Annotated in this window: 17 protein-coding genes; 16 read left to right on the plus strand and 1 reads right to left on the minus strand. The window is 62.0% G+C overall.

Annotated features, from left to right (window positions below):
- Nucleotides 1-57 precede the first annotated feature (57 nt).
- The gene (locus DNK50_RS23845; RefSeq protein ID WP_112196426.1) at nucleotides 58-1,623 is read left to right on the plus strand and encodes a PAS domain-containing methyl-accepting chemotaxis protein; all 1,566 of its coding nucleotides are present in this window, start codon (nucleotides 58-60) and stop codon (nucleotides 1,621-1,623) included.
- Between the two features lie 334 nt (nucleotides 1,624-1,957).
- On the opposite strand, the gene DNK50_RS23855 is transcribed toward DNK50_RS23845, so the two are convergent.
- Nucleotides 1,958-2,650, minus strand: a complete 693-nt coding sequence (locus DNK50_RS23855; RefSeq protein ID WP_112196427.1) for an alpha/beta family hydrolase — start codon at nucleotides 2,648-2,650, stop codon at nucleotides 1,958-1,960.
- A gap of 79 nt (nucleotides 2,651-2,729) precedes the next feature.
- Between DNK50_RS23855 and ccoN (DNK50_RS23860) the strand changes: the two genes are divergently transcribed.
- From ccoN (DNK50_RS23860) to DNK50_RS23930, 15 genes are all read left to right on the plus strand, one after another.
- Nucleotides 2,730-4,154, plus strand: coding sequence for a cytochrome-c oxidase, cbb3-type subunit I (gene ccoN, locus DNK50_RS23860; protein WP_099582656.1), 1,425 nt, complete (start codon nucleotides 2,730-2,732; stop codon nucleotides 4,152-4,154).
- Between the two features lie 10 nt (nucleotides 4,155-4,164).
- Entirely contained in the window at nucleotides 4,165-4,773 is a 609-nt protein-coding gene (ccoO, locus tag DNK50_RS23865) for a cytochrome-c oxidase, cbb3-type subunit II (protein WP_099582657.1), read from the plus strand.
- 3 nt (nucleotides 4,774-4,776) lie between these two features.
- Nucleotides 4,777-4,977 carry a cbb3-type cytochrome c oxidase subunit 3 gene (locus DNK50_RS23870; RefSeq protein ID WP_099582658.1) on the plus strand — a complete coding sequence of 67 codons (201 nt, stop codon included), beginning with the start codon at nucleotides 4,777-4,779 and terminating at the stop codon, nucleotides 4,975-4,977.
- A complete protein-coding gene (gene ccoP / locus DNK50_RS23875) occupies nucleotides 4,974-5,921 on the plus strand; it encodes a cytochrome-c oxidase, cbb3-type subunit III (protein WP_099582659.1) in 948 nt (315 codons plus the stop codon). The genes DNK50_RS23870 and ccoP (DNK50_RS23875) overlap by 4 nt, the downstream gene beginning before the upstream one ends.
- A 354-nt stretch (nucleotides 5,922-6,275) precedes the next feature.
- Entirely contained in the window at nucleotides 6,276-7,718 is a 1,443-nt protein-coding gene (gene ccoN / locus DNK50_RS23880; protein ID WP_112196428.1) for a cytochrome-c oxidase, cbb3-type subunit I, read from the plus strand.
- The gene (gene ccoO / locus DNK50_RS23885; protein WP_003193167.1) at nucleotides 7,718-8,326 is read left to right on the plus strand and encodes a cytochrome-c oxidase, cbb3-type subunit II; all 609 of its coding nucleotides are present in this window, start codon (nucleotides 7,718-7,720) and stop codon (nucleotides 8,324-8,326) included. The genes ccoN (DNK50_RS23880) and ccoO (DNK50_RS23885) overlap by 1 nt, the downstream gene beginning before the upstream one ends.
- 5 nt (nucleotides 8,327-8,331) lie before the next feature.
- On the plus strand, nucleotides 8,332-8,517 hold the full coding sequence (locus tag DNK50_RS23890) for a CcoQ/FixQ family Cbb3-type cytochrome c oxidase assembly chaperone (RefSeq protein WP_003175465.1): 186 nt from the start codon (nucleotides 8,332-8,334) through the stop codon (nucleotides 8,515-8,517).
- On the plus strand, nucleotides 8,514-9,491 hold the full coding sequence (gene ccoP, locus DNK50_RS23895) for a cytochrome-c oxidase, cbb3-type subunit III (protein WP_099582661.1): 978 nt from the start codon (nucleotides 8,514-8,516) through the stop codon (nucleotides 9,489-9,491). Before DNK50_RS23890 ends, ccoP (DNK50_RS23895) begins: the two co-directional genes overlap by 4 nt.
- Before the next feature lie 163 nt (nucleotides 9,492-9,654).
- The gene (locus tag DNK50_RS23900; protein WP_099582662.1) at nucleotides 9,655-9,909 is read left to right on the plus strand and encodes a type II toxin-antitoxin system Phd/YefM family antitoxin; all 255 of its coding nucleotides are present in this window, start codon (nucleotides 9,655-9,657) and stop codon (nucleotides 9,907-9,909) included.
- Nucleotides 9,909-10,319, plus strand: a complete 411-nt coding sequence (locus DNK50_RS23905) for a type II toxin-antitoxin system VapC family toxin (RefSeq protein WP_099582663.1) — start codon at nucleotides 9,909-9,911, stop codon at nucleotides 10,317-10,319. The genes DNK50_RS23900 and DNK50_RS23905 overlap by 1 nt, the downstream gene beginning before the upstream one ends.
- A gap of 207 nt (nucleotides 10,320-10,526) precedes the next feature.
- Nucleotides 10,527-11,942, plus strand: coding sequence for a cytochrome c oxidase accessory protein CcoG (gene ccoG / locus DNK50_RS23910; protein ID WP_112196429.1), 1,416 nt, complete (start codon nucleotides 10,527-10,529; stop codon nucleotides 11,940-11,942).
- 15 nt (nucleotides 11,943-11,957) lie between these two features.
- Nucleotides 11,958-12,497, plus strand: coding sequence for a FixH family protein (locus DNK50_RS23915; protein ID WP_112196430.1), 540 nt, complete (start codon nucleotides 11,958-11,960; stop codon nucleotides 12,495-12,497).
- A 134-nt stretch (nucleotides 12,498-12,631) separates the two neighbouring features.
- Nucleotides 12,632-15,082, plus strand: a complete 2,451-nt coding sequence (locus DNK50_RS23920) for a heavy metal translocating P-type ATPase (protein ID WP_112196431.1) — start codon at nucleotides 12,632-12,634, stop codon at nucleotides 15,080-15,082.
- Nucleotides 15,083-15,104: 22 nt separating this feature from the next.
- Nucleotides 15,105-15,317 (plus strand): cbb3-type cytochrome oxidase assembly protein CcoS, encoded by a 213-nt coding sequence (ccoS, locus tag DNK50_RS23925; RefSeq protein ID WP_099582667.1) that lies wholly within the window; start codon nucleotides 15,105-15,107, stop codon nucleotides 15,315-15,317.
- Nucleotides 15,310-15,993 (plus strand): sulfite exporter TauE/SafE family protein, encoded by a 684-nt coding sequence (locus DNK50_RS23930; protein WP_099582668.1) that lies wholly within the window; start codon nucleotides 15,310-15,312, stop codon nucleotides 15,991-15,993. The genes ccoS and DNK50_RS23930 overlap by 8 nt, the downstream gene beginning before the upstream one ends.
- Nucleotides 15,994-16,085: the final 92 nt, after the last annotated feature.

A 16,085-nucleotide genomic window follows, 5' to 3' on the forward strand; every position in this document is an offset into this window, starting at 1 on the left:
TTAAATAAACCTCCGTTCCGGCCGATACCCCCTGAAAGCCTTGCGGATTGAACAACCATGCGTAATAACCAACCCGTTACCCAGCGCGAACGCACCTTCCCCGCTCAGCAACGGTTGATCTCAACCACAGATGCCAAAGGCGTGATCACCTACTGCAACGACGCTTTCGTCGAGATCAGTGGGTTCACCCGTGAAGAACTGCTGCGCGCGCCGCACAACCTGGTGCGTCACCCGGATGTGCCGGCGGCGGTGTTCGGGCATATGTGGACCACGCTCAAACAAGGCTTGCCATGGATGGGCATCGTCAAGAACCGCTGCAAGACCGGCGATCATTACTGGGTTAACGCCTATGTGACGCCGGTCTTCGAAGGCAACCAGGTGGTCGGCTACGAATCGGTGCGCATCAAGCCCACCGCCGAGCAGATCCGCCGGGCCGAAGCGCTCTACCAACGCATCAACCAAGGCAAGTCGGCCGTTCCCCAGCGGGACAAGTGGCTGCCGGTGTTGCAGGACTGGCTGCCGTTTATCCTGGTCAGCCAGTTGAGTTTCATGATCGGTGCGTCGCTCAATTCCCACTGGGGCTTTGCCCTGGCGGCAGGGTTGTCGGTGCCATTGGGCCTGCTGGGCCTGAGCTGGCAACAGCGCGGCCTCAAGCGCCTGCTCCGCCTGGCCGAGCAGACCACCTCCGACCCGTTGATCGCGCAGATGTACACCGACAGCCGTGGCGCACAGGCGCGGTTGGAGATGTCGATCCTCAGCCAGGAAGCACGTCTGAAGACCTGTCTTACGCGCTTGCAGGACACTGCCGAGCATCTGAACGACCAGGCGGCGCAGTCCAACACCCTGGCGCACAACAGCTCCAGCGGTCTGGAGCGCCAGCGTGTGGAAACCGAGCAGGTGGCCACGGCGGTCAACCAGATGGCGGCGACCACCCAGGAAGTCGCCAGCCATGTGCAGCGCACGGCTGATGCCACCCAGGAAGCCAATCGCCTGACCGGTCGCGGCCGCGATATCGCCGGGGAAACCCGCGAGGCGATTCAGCGCCTGTCGGTGGCTGTGGGTGAGACAGGCGTGACCGTCACCCAACTGGCCAAGGACAGTGACGAGATCGGCGGCGTTGTCGACGTGATCAAAGGCATTGCCGACCAGACCAACCTGTTGGCGTTGAACGCCGCCATCGAAGCGGCGCGTGCCGGCGAGATGGGCCGAGGGTTTGCCGTGGTGGCCGACGAAGTGCGCCAGCTGGCGCAGCGTACGGCCGAGTCGACCGGGCAGATTCATGCCCTGATCGCCAAGCTGCAACAAACCGCCGCCGCGGCCGTGCAAACCATGGACGCCGGGCATCGCCAGGCTGAAGAAGGTGTGGCGCGGGTGATGGAAGCGGATCAGGCGTTGGTGGGAATCAGCGAAGCGGTGGCGCATATCACTGACATGACGACGCAGATTGCAGCAGCGACTGAAGAGCAAAGCTCGGTGGCTGAAGAGATCAGCCGCAACATCAGTACGATTGCGTTGTTGGCGGACCAGACGTCGGAGCAGGCGCTGAATTCGGCGCAATTGAGTGAAGAGCTGACGCATACGGCCAATACCCAGTATTCGCTGGTAGAGCGGTTTAACCGGTAGACCGCTATCGGGGGCAAGCCCCCTCCCACATTGGACCGAGTTCCAACTTTGGAATGTGGTCAAAATGTGGGAGGGGGCTTGCCCCCGATAAGCATAGCTATCTACACAACTCTCAAAGGCTTATACATAACTCTGTGGTGAGCGGGCTTGTCCCGCGCTGGGCTGCGCAGCAGCCCCAAAACCAGGCAACTTGGTTTTTCTGAAAAAACGCGGTGGCTTTGATGGGGCTGCTTCGCAGCCCAGCGCGGGACAAGCCCGCTCACCACAACAGCCCAGTTGCCATAGATTCAGCATCCACGGGAAGTTGTGTAGATACCTATGCCCCGATAAGGCCCTAACAGCCGCCGAGAAACCTGGCAACTTGCACCGCCGCAGCCTCCAGATGCTGCTCATGACTGAACCCCGATGCCTTCAACGGCTTCAAGTCATGATCTCCCGCCACCAACCACATCACCTCGATGCTCGGTGACAGCACATACCCCTCCACCGCCGCCCGATTGCCCAATGCATCGCGCTCTCCCTGCACGATCAGCGTCGGCGTTTTCAGCCCCGCCAAGTGCTCGACCCGTGGTTTTTCCGGTTTGCCCACGGCATAGAACGGATAGCCCAGGCACACCAGCCCTTCTGCGCCCAGTTCATCGGCCAACAAACTGGCCATGCGCCCGCCCATGGACTTGCCGCCAACGGCCAGTTTCCCAGCGACATGGCGTCGCACCTCGGCATATACCTCGCGCCAGGCTTCCAGCAGTTTCGGCGCCGGGTTCGGCGGGCGTTTGCCGCCGTCCAACCGGCGTTGGGCCATGTAGGGAAACTCGAAGCGCAGCACGTTGACGCCATGCCCGGCAAGGCGTGCAGCCATGTCGTTCATGAAGGATGAGTCCATCGGCGCACCGGCGCCGTGAGCCAGGATCAGCGTCACCGGCGGACGCGCGATAGACCCTTTCGCCCCATCCCACAACCAGCCGCGTTCCCGCACACACTGCGCCCATTGATCCCCGTCAATACTGGCCTTGTACTCTTTGCCCATGCTTGCCTCGCTATTTAGTCTGCCTATAACTCCAGCCCAAGTGCCGCACTTGCTTGGGTTGAACCGTGGATGGGGAACCATGAACACTACTTTAAGTACCGCCTATAACTACAAGGTGGTCCGCCAATTCGCCATTATGACGGTGGTGTGGGGCATCGTCGGCATGGGGCTCGGGGTTTTTCTCGCCGCCCAATTGGTTTGGCCCGCGCTCAACTTCGATTTGCCCTGGACCAGCTTTGGCCGTTTGCGCCCACTGCACACCAACGCGGTGATCTTCGCCTTCGGCGGCTGCGCGCTGTTTGCCAGCTCGTTCTATTCGGTGCAACGCACCTGCCAGACTCAACTGTTCGCGCCGAAAATCGCCGCGTTCTGCTTCTGGGGCTGGCAACTGGTCATCCTGCTGGCCGCGATCACCTTGCCACTGGGCTACACCAGTTCCAAGGAATACGCCGAGCTGGAATGGCCGATCGACATCCTGATCACCATTGTCTGGGTGGCCTACGCCATCGTGTTCTTCGGCACGGTGATGAAGCGCAACACCAAGCATATCTATGTCGGCAACTGGTTCTTCGGTGCGTTCATCATCACCGTGGCGATTCTGCATATCGTCAACAACCTGGAAATCCCGGTCAGCCTGACCAAGTCCTACAGCCTCTACGGCGGTGCGACGGATGCCATGGTGCAGTGGTGGTATGGGCACAACGCGGTAGGCTTTTTCCTCACCGCTGGCTTCTTGGGGATGATGTACTACTTTGTGCCCAAGCAGGCCGAACGTCCGGTGTATTCCTATCGCTTGTCCATTGTGCACTTCTGGGCGCTGATCACCCTGTACATCTGGGCTGGCCCGCACCACTTGCACTACACCGCGCTGCCGGACTGGGCACAGTCCCTGGGCATGGTGATGTCGCTGGTACTGCTGGCACCGAGCTGGGGCGGCATGATCAACGGCATGATGACCCTGTCGGGCGCCTGGCATAAGTTGCGCAGCGACCCGATCCTGCGTTTTCTCGTGGTCTCCCTGGCGTTCTACGGCATGTCGACCTTCGAAGGCCCGATGATGGCAATCAAGACCGTCAACGCCCTCTCCCACTACACCGACTGGACCATCGGCCACGTACATGCCGGCGCTCTCGGTTGGGTGGCGATGATTTCCATCGGCGCGCTGTACCACATGATCCCGAAAATCTTCGGTCGCGAGCAGATGTACAGCCTCGGCCTGATCAACGCGCACTTCTGGCTGGCCACCATCGGCACCGTGCTCTACATCGCCTCGATGTGGGTCAACGGCATTGCCCAAGGCCTGATGTGGCGGGCGATCAACGAAGACGGCACCTTGACCTACTCCTTCGTCGAAACCCTGGTGGCCAGTCACCCAGGCTTCATCGTGCGGCTGGTGGGCGGTGCGGTGTTCCTCAGCGGCATGTTCCTGATGGCTTACAACACCTGGCGCACCGTGCGTTCGCCGCAGCCAGTCGAAGCCACTACCACTGCGCAGTTGGCCTGAGGAGTCTGTGATGAAACACGAAACGATTGAAAAGAACGTCGGCCTGCTGATGCTGCTCATGGTGCTTGCTGTGAGCATCGGCGGCCTGACCCAGATCGTCCCGCTGTTCTTCCAGGATGTGACCAACAAGCCGGTGGAAGGCATGAAACCCTACACCGCGCTGCAACTGGAAGGCCGCGACATCTACATCCGCGAAGGCTGTGTGCAGTGTCACTCGCAGATGATCCGCCCGTTCCGCGCCGAAACCGAACGCTACGGCCACTACTCCGTGGCGGGCGAGAGCGTGTGGGATCACCCGTTCCTGTGGGGCTCCAAGCGCACCGGTCCGGACCTGGCACGCGTCGGCGCCCGCTACTCGGACGACTGGCACCGCGCGCATTTGTACAACCCGCGCAACGTGGTGCCCGAGTCGAAAATGCCGGCCTACCCGTGGCTGGTCACGGCCCAGGTCGACAGCAGCCACACCGAGACCAAGTTGAAGGTGATGCGCACTCTCGGCGTGCCGTACACCGACGACGACATCACTGCCGCGGTCGCCAGCCTCAAGGGCAAGACCGAGATGGACGCGCTGGTTTCATACCTGCAAGTGCTCGGCACTGCCATCAAGAGCAAGAGGTGAGCCATGGGATTTGAATTCGATGCGGGCACCATCCGAGGCCTTGGCACGCTGGTCGTCGCCATTGCCTTTATCGGCCTGTCGCTGTGGGTGTTCAACAACCGGCGCAATGAGGAATTCGAGCAGGCGCGCCTGCTGCCCTTCGCCGATGAACCTTCTCCATCCGACGCTCAAGAAGCGCCTGCAACAAGGAGCAACCGGCCATGACCCTATTCTGGAGTACATGGATCTGCGTACTGACCCTCGGCAGCCTGATCGGCCTGACTTGGCTGTTGATCGGCACCCGCAAGGGCGAGACCAAAGGCAGCGTGGACCAGACCATGGGCCACGCCTTCGATGGCATCGAGGAATACGACAACCCGCTGCCCCAGTGGTGGTTCATGCTGTTCGCCGGCACTCTGGTGTTCGCGGTCGGCTACCTGGTCCTCTACCCCGGCCTGGGCAACTGGAAAGGCGTGCTGCCGGGTTATGAAGACGGCTGGACGTCGGCCAAGGAATGGGACAAGGAAATGGCCAAGGCCGACACCAGGTTCGGGCCGATCTTCGCCAAATTCTCGGCCATGCCCGTGGAAGAAGTGGCCAAGGACCCGCAGGCGCTGAAGATGGGCGGTCGCCTGTTCGCCTCCAACTGCGCGGTGTGCCACGGCTCGGATGCCAAGGGCGCGTTCGGCTTCCCCAACCTGGCGGACAACATCTGGCGCTGGGGCGGTTCGGCTGAGGCGATCAAGACCACCATCCTGAACGGTCGCCACGCGGCGATGCCGGCCTGGGGTGAGATGCTGGGTGATGACGGTGTGAAGAACGTTGCTGCCTATGTCCGCCACGATTTGGCCAAGTTGCCGCTGCCGGCCAACAGCACTGCCGACCTGGATGCGGGCAAAGCCGCGTTCAACACCACTTGCGTGGCGTGCCACGGGCCGGAAGGCCACGGCATGGAAGTCATGGGGGCGCCGAACCTGACGCTGCCAGGCGGCTATATCTACGGCACCAGCCTGGCGCAGTTGCAACAGACCATTCGCCATGGCCGTCAAGGCCAGATGCCTGCGCAGGAAGTGCTGCAAGGCAATGACAAGGTGCATCTGCTGGCCGCCTACGTGTACAGCCTGTCCCACAACGCTGATGGCGCAACGCCAGAAAGCCAACCTCAATAACTGTTACTTGTGGAGAGGGTGCTTGCTCCCTCTCCACAGTGACCGAGCCGTGTGACCGAGTGTCACACCCTTCCAAAGCACAACTTTCCCCCCTCGCCATTCGGGTCTACGCTTGACCCACAGCGGACCGATTCCGGCGTACGCAACGGCTAGCGTTGCGACCCCGTAAATTTCCTGTCCACTCGATCAGCTTTCGATTTCTGATTTTGTCCTTACGCCAAACATGGAAAGGGCGCAGAATCTGGCGTTGAACGCATTGATCCAGGTCAGCCATTGCGTTGCAATGGCCCCTCGCTTTCTACATACTTGCGGCCGATTTTACCTATAAAAAAACCTAAACCGTGGAACCTTAGAATGAGCACAGCAATCAGTCCGACTGCTTATAACTATAAGGTAGTCCGCCAGTTCGCCATCATGACGGTGGTCTGGGGGATCCTTGGCATGGGGCTCGGGGTGTTCATCGCCTCGCAACTGGTTTGGCCGGAATTGAATTTCGACTTGCCATGGACGACCTTCGGTCGCCTGCGCCCGCTGCACACCAACCTGGTGATTTTCGCCTTCGGCGGATGTGCCTTGTTTGCCACCTCCTACTATGTCGTGCAACGCACCTGCCAGACGCGACTGATCTCCGACGGCCTCGCCGCCTTTACCTTCTGGGGTTGGCAAGCAGTCATCGTCGGCGCCATCGTCAGCCTGCCGCTGGGCTACACCACCACCAAGGAATACGCCGAGCTGGAATGGCCGATCGCCATTTTGCTGGCGATTGTGTGGGTGACCTACGGTGCGGTGTTCTTCGGCACCATCGTCAAGCGCAAGACCAAGCACATCTACGTGGGCAACTGGTTCTACGGCGCATTCATCGTGGTCACGGCGATGCTGCACATCGTCAACCACGCATCGTTGCCGGTCAGCCTGTTCAAGTCCTACTCGGCCTATGCCGGTGCGACAGATGCGATGATCCAGTGGTGGTACGGGCACAACGCCGTAGGGTTTTTCCTGACTACGGGTTTTCTGGGGATGATGTACTACTTCGTGCCGAAACAGGCCGAACGTCCTATCTACTCCTACCGCTTGTCCATCGTGCACTTCTGGGCGCTGATCACCCTGTACATCTGGGCCGGTCCGCACCATTTGCACTACACCGCGCTGCCGGACTGGGCGCAATCCCTGGGTATGGCGATGTCGATTATCCTGCTGGCGCCAAGCTGGGGCGGCATGATCAACGGCATGATGACCCTCTCGGGCGCCTGGCATAAATTGCGCACCGACCCGATCCTGCGTTTCCTCGTGGTCTCCCTGGCGTTCTACGGCATGTCGACCTTCGAAGGGCCGATGATGGCGATCAAGACCGTCAACTCGCTGTCCCACTACACCGACTGGACCATCGGCCACGTACACGCCGGCGCCCTCGGTTGGGTGGCGATGATCTCCATCGGCGCGCTGTACCACATGATCCCCAAACTGTTTGGCCGTGCGCAGATGCACAGCGTCGGGCTAATCAACACGCACTTCTGGCTGGCCACCATCGGCACCGTGCTCTACATCGCCTCGATGTGGGTCAACGGCATCACCCAAGGCCTGATGTGGCGTGCGATCAACGATGACGGCACCCTCACCTACTCCTTCGTCGAAGCGCTGCAAGCCAGCCATCCGGGCTACATCGTCCGCGCCCTGGGCGGTGCGTTCTTTGCCACCGGTATGCTGTTCATGGCCTACAACGTCTGGCGCACCGTGCGTGCCTCCGACCCGGCGCAAGCCGAAGCCGCCGCCCAGATCGCCGTTGTGGGAGCCCACTGATGAAGCATGAAGTAGTCGAGAAGAACATCGGCCTGCTGGCCTTCTTCATGGTCATCGCCGTGAGTATCGGCGGCCTGACCCAAATCGTTCCGCTGTTTTTCCAGGACGTGACCAACAAGCCGGTCGAAGGCATGAAGCCGCGCACCGCCCTTGAACTGGAAGGCCGCGACGTCTACATCGCCAACGGCTGCGTGGGCTGCCACTCGCAGATGATCCGCCCGTTCCGCGCCGAAACCGAACGCTACGGCCACTACTCGGTGGCCGGTGAAAGCGTGTGGGACCACCCGTTCCTGTGGGGCTCCAAGCGCACCGGCCCGGACCTGGCCCGCGTGGGCGGGCGTTACTCCGACGACTGGCAACGTGCGCACTTGTACAACCCGCGCAACGTGGTGCCTGAGTCGAAAATGCCGGCGTACCCGTTCCTCGTGGAAAACAAGCTCGACGGCAAGGACACCGCGAAGAAGATGGAAGTCTTGCGCACCCTGGGCGTGCCCTACACCGACGAAGACATCGCCGGTGCAGCCGCAGCCGTGAAGGGCAAGACCGAAATGGACGCATTGGTGGCCTACCTGCAAGGCCTTGGCACCATCATCAAAAGCAAACGGTGACCTACATGGATATCGGGATGATTCGTGGCCTGGGCACCGTTGTGGTGATGGTGGCCTTTATCGGCCTGGCGTTGTGGGTGTTCAGCCCCAAGCGCAAGTCGGAGTTTGAGGACGCGACCTTGCTGCCCTTTGCGGATGATCCCGAAGCCATCAAGCACGTCGAGCAAGCTTCTAGGAGTAACAAAGAATGACTACGTTCTGGAGTCTGTACGTCACAGTCCTCAGTCTGGGTACCATTTTCGCCCTGACCTGGCTGCTGCTGTCGACCCGCAAGGGCCAGCGCGCCGAGCAAACCGACGAGACCGTCGGCCACTCGTTCGATGGCATCGAGGAGTACGACAACCCGCTGCCCAAGTGGTGGTTCATGCTGTTCGTCGGCACCATCATCTTCGCCCTCGGCTACCTCGTGCTGTACCCCGGCCTGGGCAACTGGAAAGGCCTGCTGCCGGGCTACAACTACCTCGACAACGACAAGCAAACCCCCTTCGCCAACGGCCAGACCGGCTGGACCGGCGTGCACGAATGGGAAAAGGAAATGGCCAGGTCGGACGCCAAGTTCGGGCCGATCTTCGCCAAGTTCGCCTCGATGCCGATTGAGGAAGTTGCCAAGGACCCGCAAGCCCTGAAGATGGGTGGCCGCCTGTTCGCCTCCAACTGCTCGGTGTGCCACGGTTCCGACGCCAAGGGCGCTTACGGTTTCCCCAACCTAACCGACGCCGACTGGCGTTGGGGTGGCGAGCCGGCCACCATCAAGGAAACCATCATGAAGGGCCGCCATGCCGTGATGCCGGGCTGGTTGCCAGTCATTCATGAAGAAGGCGTCAGCGACGTGGCCGCCTACGTGGTCACCCAACTTGACGGTCGCAAGCTGCCGGAGGGTGTGAAGGCCGACGTGGCCAACGGCGAAAAACTCTTTGCCGCCAACTGCGTGGCCTGCCACGGCCCGGCCGGCAAAGGCACCCCGGCAATGGGCGCGCCAGACCTGACCCACCCCGGCGCCTTCATCTACGGTTCGAGCTACGCCCAACTGCAGCAGACCATCCGTTTCGGCCGTCAGGGCCAGATGCCGGCGCAGGAACAACTGCAAGGCAATGACAAGGTGCACCTGCTCGCGGCGTATGTTTACAGTTTGTCCCATGGGGACAAGAAGGCCGAGGAACAGTAAAGGCCTCGGACACAACCGAGCCCCGCCTGGCGAACGCTGGCGGGGCTTTGTTATTTCTGCAGCCTGGGCCAGGACCTGGGCGACCGTTGATAACCCCGGGTTGTGGTCCCTGCTGACTAAGTAGTAACGTACCTACATTGCATCTGATAAAGGGGGTTCCCCCATGACCATCACCACTATTTCCAGCCGCGAATTCAATCAAGACACAAGCGGTGCCAAAAAAGCGGCCCGGCAAGGGCCGGTTTTCATCACTGATCGCGGCAAACCTGCCCATGTACTGCTAAGCATTGAGGACTACCAGAAACTGACAGGTCTCAACGCCGACATCGTGGACCTGCTGGTGATGCCGGAAGCGGCCGATATGGAATTCGAAACCGAACGTGCCGTGATCACTCATCGACCCGTGGACCTCTCTTGATGTATCTACTCGACACCAACGTGATCTCTGAACTTCGTAAACCCCAGGCGGATGCGAATGTCGTGGCCTGGGCAAAAAGTGTCATCGCGTCCCACCTGTTTATTTCAGCGATTACGTTGAAGGAACTGGAAACCGGAGTGCTGCGCATTGAGCGCCGCGACCCCACGCAAGGGAAGGTACTGCGCACCTGGCTCAAGCGGCATGTGATGCCCGCGTTCGATGCCCGGATCCTGCCAATCGACGCCGCCGTCGCCTTACGTTGTGCGCGCCTGCATGTACCCGACCGCGCCAATGAAAGTGACGCACTGATCGCTGCGACCGCCCTGGTCCATGGGCTCACGGTGGTCACGCGCAACGTCAGCGATTTCAAATCCAGCGGTGTCCCGCTGATTAATCCGTGGGACGAATGACCGTCCCACTCGCAAAAACCGACCATACTTGCCAAGTCAATTGATCCAGATCACGTACACCATCAATTGATTTCTCCCAACGCGACCAAAGGTCGCACCCTTTGCACCGCATCGGGGGCGTATCATTACGCCACTGCAAGACCCCTAATTTGACCCCGGTTGGCACGTACTGGCCGAGGCAAATCTCCACCGCCGTGGGATGCAATGATGAGCGACCAAATACCGGTACATGACGTTACCCCGCCTGCCAAACACTCGACCACCACCGTCGATCTCTATGCCCCGCGCGAGAAAATCTACACCCGCGCGTTCACCGGCCTGTTCCGCAATTTGCGCATGCTCGGCGGCGCTGCGTTGTTCCTGCTCTACTTCGGCACGGTGTGGCTGAACTGGGGTGGTCACCAGGCCGTATGGTGGAACCTGCCGGAGCGCAAGTTCTTCATTTTTGGTGCGACCTTCTGGCCCCAGGACTTCATTCTGCTGTCGGGCATTCTGATCGTCGCCGCGTTTGGCCTGTTCTTTATCACGGTGTACGCCGGCCGCGTGTGGTGTGGTTATACCTGCCCGCAAAGCGTGTGGACGTGGATCTTCATGTGGTGCGAAAAAGTCACCGAAGGCGACCGTAACCAACGCATCAAACTGGATAAGGCGCCGATGGGCGCCAACAAGTTCCTGCGCAAATTCAGCAAGCACAGCCTGTGGCTGCTGATCGGCTTTGCCACCGGCATGACCTTCGTTGGCTACTTTTCGCCGATTCGCGAACTGGTGTTCGACTTCTTCACCGGCCAGGCCGACGGCTGGTCGTATTTCTGGGTCGGCTTCTTCACCCTCGCCACCTATGGCAACGCCGGCTGGCTGCGCGAACAGGTGTGCATCTACATGTGTCCGTACGCGCGCTTCCAGAGCGTGATGTTCGACAAAGACACCCTGATCGTCTCCTACGACCCACGCCGTGGCGAACTGCGTGGCCCGCGTAAAAAAGGGAGCGACTACAAGGCCCAGGGCCTGGGCGATTGCATCGACTGCACAATGTGCGTGCAAGTGTGCCCCACCGGCATCGACATCCGCGACGGCCTGCAGATCGAGTGCATCGGTTGCGCCGCGTGCATCGACGCCTGCGACAACATCATGGACAAGATGGAGTACCCGCGCGGCCTGATCAGCTACACCACCGAACACAACCTGTCCGGGCAAAAAACCCATAAGCTGCGCCCACGCCTGATCGGTTACGCCTTGGTGTTGCTGGCGATGATCAGCCTGTTGGCGGCTGCGTTTTTCATGCGCTCGCTGGTGGGCTTCGACGTGAGCAAGGACCGCGTGCTCTACCGCGAGAACGCCGAAGGCCGCATCGAAAACGTCTACAGCCTGAAGATCATGAACAAGGACCAGCGAGACCACACCTACGTGCTCGACGCCGCCGGCCTGCCCGACCTCAAGCTGCAAGGCCGACGCGAAATCAAGGTAGCGGCCGGCGATATCGTCAGCATGCCGGTGGAGCTGTCGAGTGCGCCGGAACAACTGCCATCGAGCACCAACGAGGTGAAGTTCATCCTCACCGATGCCGATGACGCCAGCGTCCACATTGAAGCCAAGAGCCGATTCATCGGCCCACAAGTCCGATAAAGAGAGAACGGAACAATGCCCCTAGCCACTGCCGCAAGCCCTTGGTACAAGCACATCTGGCCCTGGATCATCATCGGCATCCTCGCCTGCTCGGTGACCTTGACCTTGTCCATGGTGACCATCGCGGTGAACAACCCGGACAACCTGGTCAACGACAACTACTACGAGGCCGGCAAAGGCATCAACCGCTCCCTCGACCGCGAACGCCTGGCCCAGACCCTGCAACTTCGCGCCAAGCTGCACCTGGATGAACTGACCGGCGAAGTCGAACTGAACCTCACCGGCTACAGCAACCCGAACACCCTGGAACTGAACCTGATCTCCCCGACCCAGCCGGAGAAGGACCGCAAGATCAACCTGGCTCGCAGCGACAGCGAACCTGGCCGCTACATCGGCCAAGTCACCGACAAAGTCGAAGGCCGCCGCTTCGTGGAACTGCTCGGCGTGGAAGGCGACAAGACCTGGCGCCTGTTCGAAGAAGAAGAGGTCAGCCACGACAAGGACTTGCTGTTGGGGGATGAGCCGTTGCAGGGCGCCGAAGACCTGAAAAAATAAAGCCGCGCTTCGCGCATCGGGGGCAAGTCGAATCGTCGCACCGCCCCTCCCACATTTTGAATGTATTCACAGATCAAAGGTGGGAGGGGGCTTGCCCCCGATGAGGCCCTCCCAGCCAACCAAGATCCCTGACCATGACCAGCCCAACCCCCTGCTACCACTGCGCCCTGCCCGTCCCGCCCGGCAGCCGGTTCACCGCCGACATCCTCGGCGAGCGCCGCGAGCTCTGCTGCCCGGGCTGCCAGGCCGTAGCCGAAGCGATTGTGGCCGGAGGACTGGAAAGCTACTACCGGCACCGCAGCGAAGCCTCGGCCAATCCCGAGTCGCTACCGGTGCAACTGGTGGACGAACTGGCGCTGTACGACCGCGCCGATGTGCAAAAACCCTTCGTGCACCACCAGGGCGAACTGGCCGAAACCACCCTGCTGATGGAAGGCATCAGCTGCGCCGCCTGTGGCTGGCTGATCGAAAAACACCTGCGCAGCCTGCCCGTCGTGGCCGAGGCGCGGTTGAACCTGTCCAACCATCGCTTGCAGCTGCGCTGGGCCGACGGGCAACTGCCGTTGAGCCAGGTGCTCAGCGAATTGCGCCATATCGGCTATGCCGCCCACCCGTATCAAGCCGACCGCGCCGCCGAGCAACTGGCCAGCGAAAACCGCCTGGCCTTGCGCCAACTCGGCGTGGCCGGATTGCTGTGGTTTCAGGCGATGATGGCAACCATGGCCACCTGGCCCGAATTCAATATCGACCTGAGCCCGGAACTGCATGTGATCCTGCGCTGGGTGGCGATGTTTCTGACAACCCCCATCGTGTTCTACAGCTGTGCGCCGTTCTTCAAGGGCGCCATGCGTGACCTGCGCACGCGCCACCTGACCATGGACGTGTCGGTGTCCCTGGCCATTGGCGGGGCTTACCTGGCGGGTATCTGGACCGCGATCACGGGGGTCGGCGAGCTGTATTTCGATGCCGTGGGCATGTTTGCGCTGTTCCTGCTGGCCGGTCGCTACCTGGAGCGGCGCGCCCGCGAGCGCACAGCGGCGGCCACTGCCCAACTGGTCAACCTGCTGCCGGCTTCGTGCCTGCGCTTGAAAGGCGACGGCCAGAGCGAACGCATCCTGTTGAGCGAGCTGGCCCTGGGCGACTGCGTGCTGGTGCATCCGGGCGCGGTATTGCCAGCGGATGGCGTGATCCTCGACGGCCAGTCAAGCATCGATGAGTCCCTGCTCACTGGCGAATACCTGCCGCAACCGCGCCGGGTCGGCGACAGCGTCACCGCCGGCACCCTCAACGTCGAAGGCGCGCTGACCGTCGAAGTACGCGCCCTCGGCCACGAGACACGCCTGTCCGCCATCGTGCGTCTGCTGGAGCGCGCCCAGGCCGAGAAACCGCGCCTGGCGCAAATCGCCGACCGCGCCGCGCAATGGTTTCTGCTGTGTTCGCTGATTGCCGCCGCATTGATCGGCCTGCTGTGGTGGGAACTGGACTCATCACGGGCGTTCTGGATCGTGTTGGCCATGCTGGTAGCGACCTGCCCGTGTGCGTTGTCCCTGGCGACACCAACCGCCCTGACCGCCGCCACCGGCACCCTGCACAAACTCGGGCTGCTGCTGACCCGTGGGCATGTGCTGGAAGGCCTGAACCAGATCGACACGGTGATTTTCGACAAGACCGGCACCCTGACCGAAGGCCGCCTGGCCCTACGCGCCATCCGTCCCTTGGGCGAGCTGGGCAGCGACGATTGCCTGGGCCTCGCCGCCGCCCTGGAAAACCGCTCCGAACACCCGATTGCCCGCGCCTTTGGCCGTGCGCCATTGGCCGCTGACGAAGTACTCAGCACCCCCGGCCTGGGCCTGGAAGGTCGCGTGGGCGAGCGTCTGCTGCGCATCGGCCAGCCGGCGTTTGTCTGCGCACTCAGTGGCTGCCCGATCCCCGCCTCGCCGGACGATGCTGGGCAATGGCTGCTGCTCGGCGACCGCAGCGGCGCCCTCGCCTGGTTCGTGCTGGATGACCGCCTGCGCAGCGACGCCCCGGCGCTGCTCGCCGCGTGCAAGGCGCGCGGTTGGCGCACATTGCTGCTGTCCGGGGACAGTTCGCCGATGGTCGCCAGTGTCGCCCTTGAGCTGGGCATCGACGAAGCCCACGGCGGCCTGCGCCCCGACGACAAGCTGCAGGTGCTGCAACAGTTGCACAAGGAAGGCCGCAAGGTGCTGATGCTCGGCGATGGGGTCAACGACGTCCCCGTGCTCGCCGCCGCCGATATCAGCGTGGCCATGGGCTCGGCCACCGACCTGGCCAAGACCAGCGCCGATGCGGTGCTGCTCTCCAATCGCCTCGACGCCCTGGTGCAGGCCTTCAGTCTGGCGCGGCGCACTCGACGAGTGATTATTGAAAATCTGCTGTGGGCAGGCCTATACAATGGCCTGATGTTGCCGTTTGCTGCCTTGGGCTGGATCACGCCAATCTGGGCGGCGGTCGGCATGTCCATCAGTTCGTTGACCGTGGTGCTCAACGCCCTGCGCCTGACTCGCCTGCCGAGCGCGCAGGCCGTCAGCGCGCCCTCAATCACCCGCCCGCTGCCCGTATGAGCCGCGCGGGCCTGGAGTGCAGATGCCAGCTTTATACGTGATGATTCCGGCGGCGCTGCTGATAGTGGCCATCGCCATCTACATCTTCTTCTGGGCCGTGGACAGCGGCCAGTACGACGACCTCGACGGCCCGGCCCACAGCGTGCTGTTCGACGACCAGGACCCGAACCACCTGGCCGCCATCGACGAAGCCAACGGCCCGGATCAACCGCCCAAAGACCCGCCTCATGCTTGAATTGGCGCCGCTGCTGGTCTCCGCGCTGATCCTCGGCCTGCTGGGCGGCGGCCATTGCCTGGGCATGTGCGGCGGGCTGATGGGCGCGCTGACCCTGGCGATTCCCAAGGAACAACGCAGCCGCCGGTTTCGCCTGCTGCTGGCGTACAACCTGGGGCGCATCCTCAGTTACGCCACGGCCGGGCTGTTGGTCGGCCTGGCTGGCTGGGCCGTGGCCAATAGCCCGGCGGCGATGTTCATGCGCGTGCTCGCCGGCTTACTGCTGATCTGCATGGGCCTGTATCTGGCGGGTTGGTGGAGCGGCCTTACCCGCATTGAAAGCCTCGGACGCGGCCTGTGGCGGCATATCCAGCCGGTTGCCACGCGCTTGCTGCCGGTGTCGAGCCTGCCCCGCGCTTTGCTGCTGGGCGCGCTCTGGGGCTGGTTGCCGTGCGGACTGGTCTACAGCACCCTGCTGTGGGCCGCGAGCCAGGGCAATGCGCTGGACAGTGCACTGCTGATGCTCGCGTTCGGGCTGGGCACCTGGCCGGTGCTGCTGGCGACCGGGCTGGCAGCCGAGCGCGTTACCGCGTTATTGCGCAAACGCAGCGTGCGCATGGCCGGTGGCTTGCTGGTCATCGTGTTCGGGATCTGGACCTTGCCAGGACCGCACCAGCACTGGCTGATGGGCCATTGAATCGCCATGTGGCATAGCGCCGCTCCCCGTTGATGCAAATCAAGATGCCATCCCCGCCCCACCCCTAGACTCGGCCCATTAGCCTATCCGGG

The organism is Pseudomonas sp. LG1E9, assembly GCF_003290225.1.
Classification (GTDB): Bacteria; Pseudomonadota; Gammaproteobacteria; order Pseudomonadales; family Pseudomonadaceae; genus Aquipseudomonas; species Aquipseudomonas cyclaminis.